The sequence below is a fragment of the Streptococcus sp. Marseille-Q7156 genome, from assembly GCF_965119495.1.
On record NZ_CBCPLU010000001.1, the window covers coordinates 343,382 to 359,988 of the forward strand.

The window sequence follows — 16,607 nt, forward strand, 5'->3', positions numbered from 1 at the left end:
GGAAGTCAGAAAGTCTTTCGGTTACAATATGGTTTCCGTTCTTCTATCTCTCCTTCTATCACCTAAGTTTAAAATCTAACTTCGTAATATATTATAGACCAATAATTCAGAATTATCAAGCAATTCTGAATTATTTTTTCTTATTCTGTTCCAATCTAGTTTTCATATTCTTAAAAAAGTGATAAAATGGTAGGAAGAATTGGAGAGTAGAGATGCCAAAAGAAGTGAATTTAACAGGCGAAGAAGTTGTCGCTTTAACCAAAGAATATTTGACGGAAGAGGATGTCTATTTTGTCCATAAGGCCTTGGTCTATGCGGTTGAATGCCACAGTGGTCAATACCGCAAATCAGGCGAGCCTTATATCATTCATCCTATCCAAGTGGCAGGTATTTTAGCCAAACTTAAGCTAGATGCTGTAACGGTAGCTTGTGGTTTCTTGCATGATGTGGTGGAAGATACTGATGCGACCTTGGACGATTTGGAAAGAGAGTTTGGTCCTGATGTGCGGGTAATCGTAGATGGGGTTACCAAGCTTGGTAAGGTCAAGTACAAGTCTCACGAGGAGCAGTTGGCTGAAAACCACCGCAAGATGCTCATGGCCATGTCTGAGGATATCCGTGTTATCTTGGTCAAACTGTCTGACCGCTTGCACAATATGCGGACGCTTAAACATCTTCGAAAAGATAAGCAGGAGCGTATTTCCAAAGAAACCATGGAAATTTATGCCCCACTTGCCCACCGTTTGGGGATTTCTAGCGTCAAATGGGAATTGGAAGACTTATCTTTCCGTTATCTTAACCCAACGGAGTTTTACAAGATTACCCATATGATGAAGGAAAAGCGCAGGGAGCGTGAAGCCTTGGTGGATGAGGTGGTCACAAAATTAGAGGAATATACGACGGATCATCACTTGAGAGGGAAGATTTATGGTCGTCCCAAGCATATTTACTCTATTTTCCGCAAAATGCAGGACAAGAGAAAACGTTTTGAGGAAATCTATGACCTGATTGCCATTCGTTGTATTTTGGATACCCAAAGTGATGTTTATGCCATGCTTGGTTATGTGCATGAGCTTTGGAAACCAATGCCTGGTCGCTTTAAAGACTATATCGCTAACCGCAAGGCTAATGGTTACCAGTCTATCCATACGACTGTTTATGGTCCAAAAGGGCCGATTGAATTCCAGATTCGAACTAAGGCCATGCATGAGGTAGCTGAGTATGGGGTTGCGGCTCACTGGGCTTATAAGAAAGGCGTTAAGGGGCAGGTTAACAGCAAAGAATCAGCTATTGGGATGAACTGGATCAAGGAGATGATGGAGCTCCAAGACCAGGCCGATGATGCCAAGGAATTTGTTGATTCAGTTAAGGAAAACTATCTGGCTGAGGAGATTTATGTCTTTACTCCAGATGGAGCTGTCCGTTCCCTTCCAAAAGATTCAGGACCGATTGACTTTGCTTACGAAATTCATACAAAAGTAGGGGAAAAAGCAACTGGTGCCAAGGTCAATGGTCGCATGGTTCCACTGACAACCAAGCTCAAGACAGGGGATCAGGTTGAAATTGTCACCAACCCGAACTCCTTTGGACCGAGCCGTGATTGGCTCAATATGGTCAAGACCAGCAAGGCGCGCAATAAGATTCGTCAGTTCTTTAAAAACCAAGATAAGGAATTGTCTGTCAACAAGGGTCGTGAGATGTTGATGACCCAGTTCCAAGAAAACGGCTATGTGGCCAATAAATTCATGGACAAGCGACACATGGATCAAGTTCTGCAAAAGACCAGCTACAAGACAGAAGAATCCCTCTTTGCGGCTATTGGTTTTGGAGAAATTGGTGCTATTACCGTCTTTAACCGTCTGACTGAAAAGGAACGTCGTGAAGAAGAACGTGCCAAGGCCAAGGCTGAGGCGGAAGAACTTGTCAAAGGCGGAGAGGTCAAGGTTGAAAATAAAGAAACTCTCAAGGTCAAGCATGAGGGTGGTGTGGTCATTGAAGGTGCCTCAGGTCTCCTAGTGCGGATTGCCAAGTGTTGTAATCCAGTGCCTGGTGATGATATTGTTGGCTACATTACCAAGGGGCGTGGTGTGGCTATTCACCGTGTGGACTGTATGAACCTGCGTGCCCAAGAAAACTATGAGCAACGTCTCCTTGATGTGGAGTGGGAAGACCAGTACTCTAGCTCAAATAAGGAGTATATGGCCCATATCGATATCTACGGTCTCAACCGTACAGGACTGTTGAACGATGTACTGCAAGTTCTTTCAAACACAACCAAGAATATCTCAACCGTTAACGCCCAACCAACCAAGGATATGAAATTTGCTAATATCCATGTCTCCTTTGGTATTTCCAACCTCTCTACATTGACCACGGTTGTGGACAAGATTAAGAGTGTACCAGAAGTTTACTCTGTTAAACGGACCAACGGCTAATTGGCCTAGCTCTTACTAGAAAGGCTATTATGAAAATCATTATTCAAAGGGTTAAAAAAGCACAAGTGAGTATCGAAGGTCAGGTTCATGGAAAAATCAATCAGGGGCTCTTATTGCTGGTTGGTGTTGGACCAGAGGATCGAGAGGAAGATTTGGATTATGCTGTGAGAAAACTGGTCAACATGCGTATTTTTTCAGATGCAGAATGCAAGATGAACCTGTCTGTCAAAGATATTGAAGGAGAAATCCTCTCTATTTCTCAGTTTACCCTCTTTGCGGACACCAAGAAAGGCAATCGTCCAGCCTTTACAGGGGCAGCCAAACCTGATATGGCATCAGACTTCTATGACGCTTTCAATCAAAAATTAGCGCAAGAAGTGCCCGTTCAGACAGGCATTTTTGGAGCGGATATGCAGGTTGAGTTGGTCAATGACGGACCAGTCACCATTATCCTTGATACTAAAAATAGATAAGAAAGACCAAGCCCAGTCGGCTTGGTTTTTCTTATCTATCATAAAATACTCCAAAATGAAATCTGTTCTTGATAGGCCTTGGGGAAATCTTGTTTCAGGCTTTGGCTTATGCGATAGGAAGGGATGAAATGTCCTAGGATTAGGAGAGTGCCCTGAAGGAAAAGTGGGATACCACTTAAACATATCAAGGAGAGAATGATCAGGCTATCCCATAGGAGAATTTGTAAGGCAAAGCGCCAGAATCTCGGTCTAATCTGGGAATAGAGTTGGCTAAAGTGGTCACAAAGTTGGTTAGAAAGATAGGTCAATAGTACAGGATGAAAGAAAATGAGCCAACCGCTATAAATCAAAATCCAGTCCCAAGTAAGCCCCTCTTTAAATGTCAAAAATGCCAGCATGATTCCATCAATAACAAGGAGCTCAATGGTTTTGATAAAGATGATTTTTCTCATGCTAAAACCTCCTTTTCCTTAGAGACATTCCCACAAAGAGATATGTTTGTTGTAAAAATCTGGATAGTTTTCTCTTAGGTAGTTAGTCGTCATATAATATAAAGTAGAATGACAAGCAGTGACGATTGGCATAAGAGTGGGAAATCGCTGAGAACTAACGAAGGCTAAAAGGACAAAAAATAGAAAATCAATAGTGAGAACTCCTAAATAGTAGAGGCAAATCTTTTTATTGATTTGAGGATGAATCTCAGCGAATTGATGTTTGAGTCGGACTACCAAGCGAAATAGCAGGAGTCCTTGAGCAAGGAGGAAAATAAAACCAGTGAGCAGGAGCCATTCCAAAGATGTCTCTTGTCTTGTGCTAAAAAATGCAAATAGTAGCAAATCGATGACTGCAATTGCTATAAAATGGATTCTAAAGAGTTTTTTCATGACAAGACCTCCCTCTTTTATCTAGCTTCATTCTACTCCAAAAGAATGGGAGTTACAAGTAAAATGATAAAAAATTTTAGTAAGGAGATTCTGTTAGATTTCTTTATTTGATTTCCCTCTTATTGTTCCACCTCTTCATCATTCCAGACAAATAAAGCTCCGATTGCATTGAGGATATAAAAGATGTATTTTCCGATATTGGCAAAGTTTCCTTGAATGCCAGCCTTTGTCAGCTGAACGAAATTGTAAATCAACCAAAATCCCCACTGAGTTGTCAGTTTTAATGCGTTCAAAGCATTGGCAATGAGGGACAGTGCAAAGGCAATAGTTGTCACGTAGGCAAGGAGATTCATCTTGCCCTCATAGCCGATATAGTTGGTCACAAAGGCAAAGAGAAAGGCGATGATTGAAATAATGATGGCCGCCAATTTCACCTGTTTTTGGCTTATTTGATTGGGTCTGCCTTCTTGCGAAGCTTCCCATTTCTTAATTGCAAAGGTATAAATGAGGAAGGTGACGGGATAGGTAATGATGGCCGCCTTATTTCCAAGGATATAATCAATAGTACCAGACAAAATGGTATTAACAATACCAAAGTAATTTCCCCATTTGCTTAATTTTCCCGTGAAACGAGTGGACAACATGGAAATCCCAACGTTGGTTACGGAAATCAATCCAAAGGGAACGAGAGCTGTCCATGGGCCCCAGTCTACGAATTTGTCGAGACGGGAGTTGAGGTAACCAGATGCAATCGCAATCCCAACGACCAAAGCAACCCCGAAGAGGTCAAACCATTTGGATGTCGCAAAAATTTTTAGTGATTTTTTCATAGTTTAAACTATCTTTCTTGTTTTTTACAAACATTCTACAACTAAATGAAAGCAAAATCAAATGATAGAAATAAAACCCTGAAAATTTGATTTTCAGGGTTGGTAGGGGACTTGAGAAATTAGTTGATTTTCTCGACATAGAGTTGTTTTGCAATGTCCATATTTACTTGTAAATCCTCGTCTTTACTAAGGATAGTGAAGGTGTTGCTGAAGCCATCAAACTGCTGGACTTGGAGCGAATCACCGATGGAAAGTGAGTGCTTGTCCAGATAATGGAGAATGTCAAAACTATCGTGCACCCGGGTCAGGCGGTAGGCGCCAGCTTCCTTGATATCAGCTAGTGGGAGGTTGTTGATTTCAACCAGGAGTTCTCCCTTGGCAGGAATGGTTCCTCCGTGGGGACAGGTTTTGGGGTATCCAAGTAATTTTTCTAGTCTCTCCACGAATAGGTCAGAGACAGTATGTTCCAAGACCTCAGCTTCCTCATGAATCTGGTCACTTGTATAGTCTAAATGATGGACTAGAAAAACTTCAATCAAGCGATGCTTACGATAGAGCTCAGAGACCAGTTTGAGTCCGAGATCAGTCAGTAGATAGCCACATTCCTTGTCTTTGAGGATGAGATTTTCACTTTTCATCCGTTTAATCATTTCAGTTACGGCAGGGGGAGAGACTTGCATGCGGGCAGCAATTTCCTTGTTGGTAATTTTATGCAGGTCTATGCCGATTTCATAAATACATTTTAGATAGTCTTCTTTATTCGGGGTCATTCGCTTCCTCTTGTCTAATATCTTTATCTAGTATATCAAAAAAAGCTAGATTTCTCTAGCTGTGACTTTTTATGTTATACTTATTGCAAGAGAAAAAACGAGGAGATGGATATGACGAAAATAGCTCTTCTTTCAGATATTCATGGAAATACCACCGCCTTGGAGGCTGTTTTGGCAGATGCTCGGCAGCTAGGAGTGGATGAATACTGGCTTTTGGGAGACATTCTCATGCCAGGGACAGGGCGTAGAAGGATTTTGGACTTGTTGGCTCAACTACCGATTACAGCTAGAGTTTTGGGAAACTGGGAAGACAGTCTGTGGCATGGTGTCCGTAAGGAATTGGATAGTACTCGTCCCAGTCAACGCTATCTCTTGCGCCAGTGCCAGTATGTTTTAGAGGAAATTTCCCTAGAAGAAATCGAACGGCTCCACAATCAACCCCTCCAGCTTCATCGTCAGTTTGGGGATTTGACGGTGGGAATTAGCCATCATCTGCCTGATAAGAACTGGGGGCGTGAGTTGATTCATACTGGGTCGCAAGAGGATTTTGACCGCTTGGTGACCAATCCGCCTTGTGATATTGCTGTTTATGGTCATATTCACCAGCAGTTGCTTCGTTACGGGACTGGTGGGCAATTGATTGTCAATCCGGGTTCAATTGGCCAGCCTTTCTTTCTAGATGCCCAGTTGCGGAAGGACTTGCGAGCCCAGTATATGATTTTAGAGTTTGATGACAAGGGCTTGGTAGATATGGACTTCCGACGGGTAGACTACGATGTGGCAGCTGAATTGCAGCTAGCTAAAGACCTCAAACTTCCCTATTTTGAGGTTTACTATGAAAGTCTGGTCAATGGTATCCACCATACTCATCATCAGGAATTTCTGAGAGAATTAGCCCAGAAAGAGGGTTATGATAGGGAATTAGATGCTTGGTTGAAAAGTGGTAACGATTGACATTACAACTAAAAAAGGTATAATAAAAGAAAAAGAAGAGTAGAGGCAGGCTAGCCTCGTAAAAAGGAGAAGAGGATGCAAATTCCGAGTAGATTTACCATTGCGACTCATATGCTGATAATTATTGCCCTCGAGGGGAAGGAAAGCAAGGTGACCAGTGATTTTTTAGCTGCTAGTGTCGGGGTCAATCCTGTCATTATCAGAAAGACCTTGTCTCAGTTGAAGAAGGCAGAGCTGATTTCAGTAGCGCGTGGAACAGGTGGGACAGAGATTGTTAAGGATCTCAAGGATATTAGTCTTTTAGATGTTTATCAAGCGGTTGAGTGTCTTGGTAAGACAGGTCAACTCTTCAGTTTCCATGACAATCCGAATCCAAATTGCCCAGTTGGAGCTCATATTCATGATGTTTTGGATCAAAAATTGGAGAGAATTCAGCTGGCTATGGAGGCTGAACTTGGTCAGACTAGTCTAGAACAAGTCGTGGCCGATGCAGAGAGTCAGATGAAGGAGTAAGAGGGATAGATGCCCTCTTTTTCTCTTTAGATAATTATGATAAAATGTAGTTATTAAAGGAGGAAGAAATGTATCTTGTTATAGGAATTGTGTTGGCCTTTATAGTGTCATTTTGGAAGGATAATAGAAGTTTGTGGAATCCAGTATTATTCTTATTATCCCTCATTTCCAGTTATTTTTATCTAGGCTACCTTTTTTATCAAAATGGGTATGAGAAGATTCATTTTGCTTTTTTTATATTTTCCTTTATTTTACTTCCGATACTGATTTTTCTAAGTGGCATCTTTTTAATCTATAATGGCCTTATCCTGCTGAAGCGAGAGGGACGTTCAAAGGCCAATTATCTCTCCATGCTCCTTGGAATAGTCATTTTGCTATTTTTTGCCTTGATTTCATTTCGATTGGGAGGTCAAAATGAATTATTTTACACCAATCACTTTCTAAACATTTTATTTGTATTCATTTTCTACTCTTATTTTATTTTTGGCTTTGCCTTTGCGGGTTTTATGCTCTACTCTATCTTGTATCTCTTTATTCCTAAAAAGAAAAGCTATGACTTTATCATTATCCATGGAGCTGGTTTATTAGGCGGAGAAAAGGTAACACCTTTGCTGAAGAGGAGAATTGATAAGGCGGTAGAAGCTTACCACAAGTCTAAGAATTCTAACATAAAAATTATTGCCAGCGGTGGAAAAGGAGCAGATGAGAAGATTTCTGAAGCGCAGGCCATTTGTAATTATATCTTAGAAGAGACAGATGTCAGTATGGAATCCATTCTTCTTGAAGACAAGTCCAGAACGACCTATGAGAATTTATTGTTTTCAAAAGAAGTGGGAGAACAATTGGTTGAAAATCCTTGTTTCCTCTTTGTTACTAATGACTATCATGTCTTTCGTACTAGTACCTATGCCCGTAAGTTAAATATGAAGGGAGATGGCCTCGGATGTAGGACGGCAGGCTACTACATACCATCTGCCTTTATTCGGGAGTACGTAGCGCTCTGTGTCAAGATGAAATGGCTTTTCCTTGCCTTTTATATCCTGCTATCAGTCCTCATTTTGATAGCCTATAAAGGGGTTATTTGGTAGTCAAATTCTATTTAAAAAGACCTAGAATGCACATGAAAGTATGTATTCTAGGTCTTTTGTTTTGTATACATTTGATTTTCAAGAGTACTATCTATTTTTCCAGGCTTGGTAACGGGTATCAATCAATAATTGAGTGAGGCGACCCATAGTTTTCCTTTCTTCTGGAGTGAGGGATTGCGCTTGGATAAAGAGATGATGAATGTGTTCAAGCGCCTTTAAGGAAGACAAGTCATTGATAGAAGTAATACCAGAATCAAGAATGGTGCCAAAGAAGAGGTCGAAGTAAAGTTGGAGTTCCTCGTCAGGGACTGTTGCCACCCATTCCTTGAAGGTTGTGTCAACTTGTTGGCTATCACTGTTGGTCTTATCCAGCTGGACGAAGTGCTTGTCCTCAATCTGCCAACTAAAGGTATCGTGCTGGGCGATACCACCTAAGGCAGTACTGTGCACGATGATTTGCTGGTTAGGGATTTCCATCATCATACCGATAATGGAGCCTTGAGGGATGAAGACCTTGGTTCTATCCATTATCCCTTGATAGCCCTCAGTTTGTGTCAGTTCTTTGTGGAGGCCAGGCGCATCAAAGGTATAAACTGCTGTGATTTGATTTTGCAAGCTTTGCTCAATTTGACTAGCAGCATAGATGGCTAGATTTCCTCCCTTGGAATGCCCAGCCAGAATGACCTTTTGCTTAGGATGTTGGACAAGAAAGTTGTTTAAATAGCGAAGGGCGTGCTTTTGAGCAGGAATTTCCTTCATATAGGTTAGGTGGAAATCTTCCTTCCAGCCAATGATACTGTCATCTGTCCCACGAAAGATAATCAAATAGGTATCGAGAGTAAGGCGGTAGGTCATAGCAGCAAATTGCTTTTGCAGTTCAGGATCAATGTCATTGATAAAATGGGAGAGTTTGCAATTTTTGAAGCGTTTATGTTGAGCCAATTCATCCAATAGCTGGAGGCGATTTTTGCTGGTCAACATGTTAGGCTCCCTTGGAACCTGTTGAGCTAGTTCTAAAAGTCGCTGAGGAGCTGTGGAGACCAGATTATCAAAGGAGAGATAGGTGATTTCTGTTAAGGCTAGAATGTCTAACTCATTCAAAGGAAGGTCGTAAAAGGAATCGTATGCGACATCTTTCAGATAGTCAAAAATATTGGCCATAAGAACTCCTTTCTTTTTATTTATCTTATCACAATCACAATCACATAGAATTTACTAGTTGGTTTGTACGAGCTCTCTACATACTGACCTATAATGGTATGATTCAGACGCATAGAAGACAGTTTGCTTTTATTTCAAACCTCTAAACATACTTGTTTGTATCTGTTTGTCGTCAATCCCATTTTCTTTTAAGAAATTTTTCATCTCATTTATATCATCAGGTTGGCCGGTTAAGAGATAAATAGCTTGGTTACCGTATTTCACAACCGCATTTTTTAAAAATGCTTGGCTTTGAGAAAAGGTTTCGCTAGTTTTATAAGTTAGATTCGGATTATTCTTACTAAGCTCTCTTAACTCATTATCAAAAATGTTTACTCCTTTGTCTAAATGATTAAGAATGATGGAGCGCTTACCAGCCCACTCTTTCACAACTGGACGTAGAGTAGAAATACCGACATCAGAGGCAAAACAAACCAGTGCTTGGTCATTGTCTTTAACAGACAAAGATGATTCCAGCCAACTCATCTCAATTTTACTACCAGATGGTAAATGTGTTAAGGTTTCCTTAAACACGCTACCACTATTATGGGTTACAATAAGAATTTCATCCTCATCAGGAGTGGAAGCAAGGGTTAGCCATCGGCTAGCCTGATCCTCCTTTACTGGACTTTTGTCTGGACCAAACGAGCTGTCAGGAAGCTTAAACTGAGCATAGGAGCCAGCTTTCCATATTTGATTTTTTGGTTTTGTGATGTGAACTAAATACAAATCTCCGCTGGGATTTTCAATGGATTTTATCGATAAAGTTTGACTTCGTCCAAGATAGGTAATGATTCCCCAAGATATAAAGCCGAGCACTCCAAGTGTAGTTAGAATAATTATGAACATTTTTTTCCCTCGTTTCATTTTTTACTCCTATAGTGTAGTAATTTTCTATGAATGAATAATATTTTTTTTCATTCAATAATTTCCAAAAAATAAAGAAAAGATTTCTTTATTTCAGTATTCCTTTAATGAAGTTGGTTGCTAGTATTTCTACAGTTTTGCTAATATCTGGAAAATCATTTTCTGTGATATGCATATCCATGTAGTAAAATAGGTTGTAAACTTGTAAAATATCTTGAATTTTTTCTGGAGAATGGCCTTCAGCCTGCAAACGATGAGTAAAGGTTTTCACGAGAAATTGATGAAATGGATTCGTGACTTTTCCTTCTTCTGAGGAATAGTAGCTATGCAACTCATCTGCTATGGCAGGATTGTACCATTCTGCAAGGATTTTATTGGAGGAAACGAGTGCTCTGGATTGAGCAAAGAGTTGACTAATAAGATCAATCATATCAATTTCCCAATCCAGTTCTTCGATCATAGTTTGGCGAACACGGCTGTTTTCATCAATATAGATATCTAAAAAAATAGCCTCTTTACTTTCGTAATAGTTATAAAAAGATCCGACTGCCATATGAGCTTGTCTAGCAATTTCTGAAATTCCTGTCGCCTTGTATCCTTTTTTTGAAAAAACTTCATAAGCTGCGGATTTCAAAGACTGTTTTTTGTCCAATTTGATTCACCTCTTTTCTGAATGAATATTAAATATTGTTCATTCATATCTTAACAAATCTTTTTCAGATTGTCAATCTGAAAGCTAGAACTTTTTACGGATACCACTTGATAAGGAGCTTTTCAATGTTAGAAGAGTATAGAGTGTCGTTTTAACTACACTCAAGGTTTGGAAGAATAGATATAAATTTTGGTTAAGGGGATGTATAAAAGAACTGAAATGAGGGTTGAAAAAATTAAAAATAAATGGGTAGTGCTGGCACTATGTCTGAAAATAAGGTATGATATCAATGGGGTTATTCACTATCTGTTTTTGAGCTGTTGTGACAAGGAAATGTCAAAAAAGTATTAGATACTAAGCCCTCTATTTATACTAAAGGATTTAAGACTCCTAAAATTAGCAAAGGAGAATCAGATGCACAAGATTTTATTAGTAGAAGATGATCAGGTCATTCGTCAACAGGTCGGGAAAATGCTCTCTGAATGGGGATTTGAAGTGGTCCTGGTAGAAGACTTTATGGAAGTTTTGAGTCTATTTGTTCAGTCGGAACCTCATCTGGTCCTCATGGATATTGGACTGCCTTTGTTTAATGGCTATCACTGGTGTCAGGAGATTCGCAAGATTTCCAAGGTACCCATCATGTTTCTGTCTTCGAGAGACCAGGCTATGGATATCGTCATGGCGATTAACATGGGCGCGGATGACTTTGTGACCAAGCCTTTTGACCAGCAGGTTCTTTTAGCCAAGGTTCAGGGCTTGCTACGCCGTTCCTATGAGTTTGGGCGTGACGAGAGTTTACTGGAATACGCCGGTGTGATCCTCAATACCAAATCCATGGATTTACATTATCAAGGCCAAGTCTTGAATTTGACCAAGAACGAATTCCAGATTTTACGAGTTTTGTTTGAGCATGCGGGCAATATTGTAGCGCGTGACGACCTCATGCGGGAACTTTGGAATAGTGACTTTTTCATTGATGACAATACCCTATCTGTTAATGTAGCTCGTTTGCGTAAAAAATTGGAAGAGCAGGGTTTGGTAGGATTTATCGAGACCAAGAAAGGGATAGGGTACGGACTGAAGCATGCTTGATTGGAAACAATTTTTTCTAGCCTATCTGCGCTCCCGTAGTCGTCTGTTTGTCTATCTACTTTCTTTGACGTTTCTGGTCTTACTCTTTCAGTTTTTATTTGCCAGTTTAGGAATTTACTTTCTCTATTTTTTCCTCTTGTGTTGCTTTGTAACCATTTTATTTTTTGCTTGGGACATATTGGTAGAAATGCAGGTATATCGTCAGGAACTTCTCTATGGGGAGAGGGAAGCTCAGTCTCCTTTGGAAAGAGCCTTGGCTGAAAAATTAGAAGCGCGTGAGATGGAACTCTATCAGCAGAGGTCAGATTCAGAAAGAAAACTGACGGATTTGCTGGATTACTATACCTTGTGGGTTCATCAGATTAAGACCCCCATTGCAGCCAGTCAACTCTTAGTTGCAGAAGTAGATGATCGCCAATTAAAGCAGCAGTTAGAACAGGAAATTTTTAAAATCGATTCCTATACCAATCTAGTTTTACAGTACCTGCGTTTAGAAAGTTTTCATGATGATTTGGTCTTAAAGCAGGTTCAAATTGAGGACTTGGTCAAGGAAATAATTCGTAAATACGCTCTTTTCTTTATTCAAAAAGGCTTAAATGTCAATCTACATGACCTTGATAAAGAAATCGTGACGGATAAAAAGTGGCTGCTAGTGGTCATTGAACAAATTATCTCAAACAGTCTCAAGTACACCAAGGAAGGTGGTCTGGAGATTTATATGGACGGGCAAGAGCTTTGTATCAAGGATACGGGAATCGGGATAAAAAACAGTGATGTCCTCCGAGTCTTTGAACGTGGCTTTTCAGGATATAATGGACGCCTAACTCAGCAGTCATCTGGACTTGGCCTCTATCTATCTAAGAAAATTTCTGAAGAACTAGGTCACCAGATTCGCATCGAGTCTGAGGTCGGAAAAGGAACGATAGTGCGGATTCAGTTTGCTCAAGTGAACTTAGTCCTTGAGTGAGAAGAGACAATGAGTTTTTACCCAATCTCTTTTTGCTATATTTCAGGATATTTGAAGACTGTTTTTTACAAAACCAATAATAGAATTTTTAATACGGAATATAGTATAAATACTGGTTCAAAGTGAAGTTTTGTATGCTTTATACTTTTGTTGAGCATAAAATCTATAAACTAAGGGTGAATTACAAAAATTAATTTGAGATGAAGTGAATTGTAGACTTGGGAAATGTCTCCTATTCGATTTCAGAATGAATCGTTGATACAGGATTAAAAGAACTGCAGCTTTCTTTTTATTTTGAATGAGATAGGTGTATATAGATTTGTGTAACTGGTGTAGAACTGTTTCCAAGAATTTATTGAATGTATCGAATACACACATTCTATTGATTTTGAACCAGTTTTTAATTTCTAAATGTTATAATAGTTTTATCAAGTAAAAGGAGACTGCCATGATTGGAGACAATATAAAATTCTTACGAAAATCACATAATCTGATATAACCAGAATTTTCACGGATTGTGGGTGTGTCACGAAATAGCCTAAATCGTTAGAAAAACTGAAAAAGCTTTCAATAGAAGTATTGGAAATATTCATTTTACATCTATCAAAGAAACATGGGATAGACCTATATTTTACAAAATAGCAAATTATATTTTGAATGATAGTAAAAACTGCAGAACTTGTGTGATTTACAATTATTGCACTCAATGTCCGAGTATCGCACTATCTGAAATAGGGAATAGTAGAGATTGTTCTGCGATATGTAAAAAAACGCATTAGCAAGGAGTATCGTATATGCTACCATATCTTAAAACTATTAGATGGTATCTCTTCTTTAATTTTCTTTTTGGTGTAGTATCGAATATCTGCACAGCTTTGTTACCGTATTTCACGCAGGCATTAATCAAAGGGGATTATCAAGTAGCTCTATATGGTTACTCTATGTCAGTGGCAGGCTATTTGAGTTGTAACTATATCCAAATGATACTTGATTGGAAGCAGGGGATTATCTTTTCGACTACTTTGAAAAATGAGTGGTTTCGTTCACTTCTGGGACTCAGTCACCACGATTTCAAGCAGAAAACAGTAGCAGAGTACATTTCCTATCAATCTAATGACCTAGATTCGTTGGAAAAGGATTACCTTCCTCCATTGATGAGTTTTATCAAACAAATTTTACGTATCATCATTTACGCTTTCATTATTAGCAGAACAATTAATCCTATTGTATCACTGATTTTAATCTTTTCCACTGGAATTAGTATTCAAATTCCTAAAATCGTTGGGAAGTTGACCGCTAATCGTAGACAGGTTTACTTGAAAAAACAAGGAGATTACTATCGAACTTTGGAGGATTTGCTCATGGGACATCATTTGGTAAATAAACTAACTATGTCGCATTTTTTGAATCAACAAAAGAGTTCTCTAAAGAAGTTGCAGGATAAGTATTTTAAGTATGGTTTGACAAAAATTACAGGCATCTTATTGACAGGTGTTTCTTTTGAATTCATTAGTCTTGTTCTGTTTATTTATTTAGCCTACTCTCTATCTCACCAGCAACTCGGTATTCCTGAGGTGGTGGCGAGTTTTGGATATATTAATGCTTTTTCTGAACCAATACAGGAAATCCTTTATGATTTACAAATGTTAGAGTCCGTAAAGCCTGTAATCAAGAGTTTTCAAAACATTGTTGGGAGACCCGTTTCAGTTCAAGCACCTCAACATTCTTTTGATACGATTACTTTGAAAAACATTTCCAAACAACTGGGAGAATCAAAATTGATAATTACTTCCGCTACGATTCAAAAAGGGGATAAAATTGCGCTTATTGGTAAGAATGGGTCTGGAAAAAGTAGTCTTCTCAACATTTTAAATGGAACAGATGAAGATTTTGAAGGACAAATTGTGCTAGATGGGCTTGTTTTGGACCATCTTTGGGGAAGATTCGGTATGATTCTGCAACAAGAACATACATTTATTTCGAGTTATGAAAATAATGTAACGCTATTCAATAGTTTCAATGAAAAATTCAGAGAAGAAGATTTTGAAAAAATTCCACCACAATCCCTGTCAGGTGGTCAGCAACAACGAATGTATTTAAATCGTGAGAAAAATCGTAAAAATCCATTGCTTATCCTAGACGAACCTTTCTCTGCCTTGGATACTAATCAGTTTAAAATGGAATTGGAAAGAGTTCTGGAACTACCAAGTGCCGTCATTGTTACTTTACATCGCCAAAACGAATTATTAAGTAAGTTTGACCAAGTTTGGGAAATTAAGAATGGAGAACTTGTAATTTTGAAATAGCTAAATTATAAAGAATAAAACGCATAGTATTAAGGTTCAGGAGATACCGTTTGTCCTTCTTCGGATAAGGAAACAAAAATTTCTTGCTTCATCTATCTATTCAATTGATAGATTTCGTCAGAGAAAGACTGTAAAATTTTTGATATAATGTTAAGGATGGACTGGCGGATACTTAGAGGATAATTTTCAAAAGAATAACAGGTGAGAAGAAAAATATGTAAGACTGGACAGAAGTCTCTCTACCATCATCCATGCAGAAACAAGATTATATGAAATAAAAGGAGTAACCAATGACCGGAAACTATTCAACACGTGAATACCGTGAGAAATTATATGATGATCTTCATGTTCGATTAAGAGATACAGTGATTTTGATGTGTGCAATTTTTATTGCCTCTATCGGCCTAAATATGAATTCAACAGCTGTCATTATTGGAGCTATGCTGATTTCCCCTCTTATGACACCTATTGTTGGACTCGGATTTGGTTTAGCTATTTTTGATACGCGTTTAATCAAGCAATCTCTAGAGGTTTTATTTACTCAAGTATTGGTCAGCTTGCTTGTCTCGGCTCTGTATTTCTGGATTTCTCCCTTATCTTATGAAAGTAGCGAATTGATTGCACGAACCTCTCCAACCATTTGGGATGTTCTCATTGCTATTGCTGGTGGGATAGCAGGCGTAATTGGTTCAAGGAAAAAAGAAGCAAACAATATCGTGCCAGGAGTAGCCATTGCAACAGCTCTGATGCCACCTATCTGTACTGCAGGATATGGTTTAGCTAATGGAAATGTACGATTTTTATTTGGAGCTCTCTATCTTTTCTTGATCAACTGTGTCTTTATCATGCTAATCAACATTGTTGGAACAAGAATTATGATGAGAAAATCTCCCTTAAGTTCATTTAAAGAGCTAAACATTAAAATGAGAATTGGATTGATATCCTTGATTGTATTATTGATTCTTCCAGCTAGTTATTCAGCAGTCACTCTGACGATGGATCAAGCGCGAAAAGAAGGAATCAAACAGTTTGTAGGAAAAGAGTTCGCCAATCATACGGTCATTAATCAAGTCTACAAGTCAAGGAACAATGAATTGGTCTTGACGGTTGTTGGAGATCCGATTTCAGAAGAAGAATTAGAAACGCTCCACCAAAAACAAGCCTCTTACGGTATTCAATCTGTTCAATTGAAAGTCAATCAAGTCCATAATTCGACAAAATTAGATAGTGATACGACCAAGGAATTTTATGAAACCATTAACAAGTATATCGATCAAAAACTCTCTGAAAAGGATTCACAAAAAGATCTCGTAAAAGAAAATGAAGCAGACAAGGATTGAGGATATTGACCTTATCTAACTCATGAAAGCAAATCTTGTGTGGTGGTTTGGTCAATCACTACTAGCTCGGATTAAATAATACTCTTCGAAAATCAAATTCAAACCACGTCAGCGTCGCCTTACCGTACTCAAGTACAGCTTGCGGCTAGCTTCCTAGTTTGCTTTTTGATTTTCATTGAGTAAAAATATAAAAAGCAACAGCTGTTTCAGTTGTTGCTTTTTAGCTAGGATTTTAT

General features: G+C 38.9%; 17 protein-coding genes. 9 read left to right on the plus strand and 8 right to left on the minus strand.

What is annotated here, in order from left to right:
• Window positions 1-212: 212 nt before the first annotated feature.
• Both ACWPV5_RS01805 and dtd read left to right on the plus strand, forming a co-directional pair.
• On the plus strand, window positions 213-2,435 hold the full coding sequence (locus tag ACWPV5_RS01805; RefSeq protein WP_454382053.1) for a RelA/SpoT family protein: 2,223 nt from the start codon (window positions 213-215) through the stop codon (window positions 2,433-2,435).
• Window positions 2,436-2,464: 29 nt separating this feature from the next.
• Entirely contained in the window at window positions 2,465-2,908 is a 444-nt protein-coding gene (gene dtd, locus ACWPV5_RS01810) for a D-aminoacyl-tRNA deacylase (RefSeq protein ID WP_454382054.1), read from the plus strand.
• Window positions 2,909-2,946: 38 nt separating this feature from the next.
• Here the strand turns inward: dtd and ACWPV5_RS01815 are convergent, their stop codons facing one another.
• From ACWPV5_RS01815 to ACWPV5_RS01835, 5 genes are all read right to left on the minus strand, one after another.
• Complete coding sequence (locus tag ACWPV5_RS01815; RefSeq protein WP_454382055.1) at window positions 2,947-3,360, minus strand: hypothetical protein; 414 nt, start codon at window positions 3,358-3,360, stop codon at window positions 2,947-2,949.
• A gap of 18 nt (window positions 3,361-3,378) precedes the next feature.
• Window positions 3,379-3,792, minus strand: coding sequence for a hypothetical protein (locus tag ACWPV5_RS01820; protein ID WP_454382056.1), 414 nt, complete (start codon window positions 3,790-3,792; stop codon window positions 3,379-3,381).
• A 119-nt stretch (window positions 3,793-3,911) separates the two neighbouring features.
• Window positions 3,912-4,622: a nicotinamide mononucleotide transporter gene (locus ACWPV5_RS01825; RefSeq protein WP_454382057.1), complete on the minus strand. Its 711-nt coding sequence runs from the start codon at window positions 4,620-4,622 to the stop codon at window positions 3,912-3,914.
• Window positions 4,579-4,761 (minus strand): hypothetical protein, encoded by a 183-nt coding sequence (locus ACWPV5_RS01830; protein ID WP_454382058.1) that lies wholly within the window; start codon window positions 4,759-4,761, stop codon window positions 4,579-4,581. The genes ACWPV5_RS01825 and ACWPV5_RS01830 overlap by 44 nt, the downstream gene beginning before the upstream one ends.
• Window positions 4,742-5,392: a metal-dependent transcriptional regulator gene (locus tag ACWPV5_RS01835; RefSeq protein ID WP_125451387.1), complete on the minus strand. Its 651-nt coding sequence runs from the start codon at window positions 5,390-5,392 to the stop codon at window positions 4,742-4,744. Before ACWPV5_RS01835 ends, ACWPV5_RS01830 begins: the two co-directional genes overlap by 20 nt.
• A gap of 111 nt (window positions 5,393-5,503) precedes the next feature.
• On the opposite strand from ACWPV5_RS01835, the gene ACWPV5_RS01840 reads away from it, so the two are divergent.
• The 3 genes from ACWPV5_RS01840 (at window position 5,504) to ACWPV5_RS01850 (ending at window position 7,947) form a co-directional block, all read left to right on the plus strand.
• Entirely contained in the window at window positions 5,504-6,346 is an 843-nt protein-coding gene (locus tag ACWPV5_RS01840) for a metallophosphoesterase family protein (RefSeq protein ID WP_454382059.1), read from the plus strand.
• A 75-nt stretch (window positions 6,347-6,421) separates the two neighbouring features.
• Window positions 6,422-6,859: an Rrf2 family transcriptional regulator gene (locus ACWPV5_RS01845; protein WP_001166788.1), complete on the plus strand. Its 438-nt coding sequence runs from the start codon at window positions 6,422-6,424 to the stop codon at window positions 6,857-6,859.
• Between the two features lie 68 nt (window positions 6,860-6,927).
• On the plus strand, window positions 6,928-7,947 hold the full coding sequence (locus tag ACWPV5_RS01850) for a YdcF family protein (protein ID WP_454382060.1): 1,020 nt from the start codon (window positions 6,928-6,930) through the stop codon (window positions 7,945-7,947).
• Window positions 7,948-8,034: 87 nt separating this feature from the next.
• Here the strand turns inward: ACWPV5_RS01850 and ACWPV5_RS01855 are convergent, their stop codons facing one another.
• The 3 genes from ACWPV5_RS01855 to ACWPV5_RS01865 form a co-directional block, all read right to left on the minus strand.
• Window positions 8,035-9,108 (minus strand): DUF2974 domain-containing protein, encoded by a 1,074-nt coding sequence (locus ACWPV5_RS01855; protein ID WP_454382061.1) that lies wholly within the window; start codon window positions 9,106-9,108, stop codon window positions 8,035-8,037.
• A gap of 129 nt (window positions 9,109-9,237) precedes the next feature.
• Entirely contained in the window at window positions 9,238-10,014 is a 777-nt protein-coding gene (locus tag ACWPV5_RS01860; RefSeq protein WP_454382062.1) for a ferredoxin reductase, read from the minus strand.
• Window positions 10,015-10,102: 88 nt separating this feature from the next.
• On the minus strand, window positions 10,103-10,672 hold the full coding sequence (locus ACWPV5_RS01865; RefSeq protein ID WP_454383427.1) for a TetR/AcrR family transcriptional regulator: 570 nt from the start codon (window positions 10,670-10,672) through the stop codon (window positions 10,103-10,105).
• Between the two features lie 408 nt (window positions 10,673-11,080).
• On the opposite strand from ACWPV5_RS01865, the gene ACWPV5_RS01870 reads away from it, so the two are divergent.
• From ACWPV5_RS01870 to ACWPV5_RS01885, 4 genes are all read left to right on the plus strand, one after another.
• Window positions 11,081-11,758, plus strand: coding sequence for a response regulator transcription factor (locus tag ACWPV5_RS01870; protein ID WP_000548991.1), 678 nt, complete (start codon window positions 11,081-11,083; stop codon window positions 11,756-11,758).
• The gene (locus tag ACWPV5_RS01875) at window positions 11,751-12,725 is read left to right on the plus strand and encodes a sensor histidine kinase (protein WP_000887973.1); all 975 of its coding nucleotides are present in this window, start codon (window positions 11,751-11,753) and stop codon (window positions 12,723-12,725) included. Before ACWPV5_RS01870 ends, ACWPV5_RS01875 begins: the two co-directional genes overlap by 8 nt.
• A 794-nt stretch (window positions 12,726-13,519) precedes the next feature.
• Window positions 13,520-15,031, plus strand: a complete 1,512-nt coding sequence (locus tag ACWPV5_RS01880) for an ATP-binding cassette domain-containing protein (protein ID WP_049521206.1) — start codon at window positions 13,520-13,522, stop codon at window positions 15,029-15,031.
• Window positions 15,032-15,321: 290 nt separating this feature from the next.
• Window positions 15,322-16,371 carry a DUF389 domain-containing protein gene (locus ACWPV5_RS01885; protein WP_454382063.1) on the plus strand — a complete coding sequence of 350 codons (1,050 nt, stop codon included), beginning with the start codon at window positions 15,322-15,324 and terminating at the stop codon, window positions 16,369-16,371.
• Window positions 16,372-16,607: the final 236 nt, after the last annotated feature.

Excerpts from the sequence above, each read along its gene's own strand:
- ACWPV5_RS01880 (WP_049521206.1), top strand. The coding sequence starts at position 13,520 with ATGCTACCATATCTTAAAACTATTAGATGGTATCTCTTCTTTAATTTT.
- ACWPV5_RS01855 (WP_454382061.1), bottom strand. The coding sequence starts at position 9,108 with ATGGCCAATATTTTTGACTATCTGAAAGATGTCGCATACGATTCCTTT.
- ACWPV5_RS01870 (WP_000548991.1), top strand. The coding sequence starts at position 11,081 with ATGCACAAGATTTTATTAGTAGAAGATGATCAGGTCATTCGTCAACAG.
- dtd (WP_454382054.1), top strand. The coding sequence starts at position 2,465 with ATGAAAATCATTATTCAAAGGGTTAAAAAAGCACAAGTGAGTATCGAA.
- ACWPV5_RS01805 (WP_454382053.1), top strand. The coding sequence starts at position 213 with ATGCCAAAAGAAGTGAATTTAACAGGCGAAGAAGTTGTCGCTTTAACC.
- ACWPV5_RS01830 (WP_454382058.1), bottom strand. The coding sequence starts at position 4,761 with ATGTCGAGAAAATCAACTAATTTCTCAAGTCCCCTACCAACCCTGAAA.
- ACWPV5_RS01850 (WP_454382060.1), top strand. The coding sequence starts at position 6,928 with ATGTATCTTGTTATAGGAATTGTGTTGGCCTTTATAGTGTCATTTTGG.
- ACWPV5_RS01875 (WP_000887973.1), top strand. The coding sequence starts at position 11,751 with ATGCTTGATTGGAAACAATTTTTTCTAGCCTATCTGCGCTCCCGTAGT.
- ACWPV5_RS01815 (WP_454382055.1), bottom strand. The coding sequence starts at position 3,360 with ATGAGAAAAATCATCTTTATCAAAACCATTGAGCTCCTTGTTATTGAT.
- ACWPV5_RS01835 (WP_125451387.1), bottom strand. The coding sequence starts at position 5,392 with ATGACCCCGAATAAAGAAGACTATCTAAAATGTATTTATGAAATCGGC.
- ACWPV5_RS01825 (WP_454382057.1), bottom strand. The coding sequence starts at position 4,622 with ATGAAAAAATCACTAAAAATTTTTGCGACATCCAAATGGTTTGACCTC.
- ACWPV5_RS01860 (WP_454382062.1), bottom strand. The coding sequence starts at position 10,014 with ATGAAACGAGGGAAAAAAATGTTCATAATTATTCTAACTACACTTGGA.
- ACWPV5_RS01845 (WP_001166788.1), top strand. The coding sequence starts at position 6,422 with ATGCAAATTCCGAGTAGATTTACCATTGCGACTCATATGCTGATAATT.
- ACWPV5_RS01885 (WP_454382063.1), top strand. The coding sequence starts at position 15,322 with ATGACCGGAAACTATTCAACACGTGAATACCGTGAGAAATTATATGAT.
- ACWPV5_RS01820 (WP_454382056.1), bottom strand. The coding sequence starts at position 3,792 with ATGAAAAAACTCTTTAGAATCCATTTTATAGCAATTGCAGTCATCGAT.
- ACWPV5_RS01840 (WP_454382059.1), top strand. The coding sequence starts at position 5,504 with ATGACGAAAATAGCTCTTCTTTCAGATATTCATGGAAATACCACCGCC.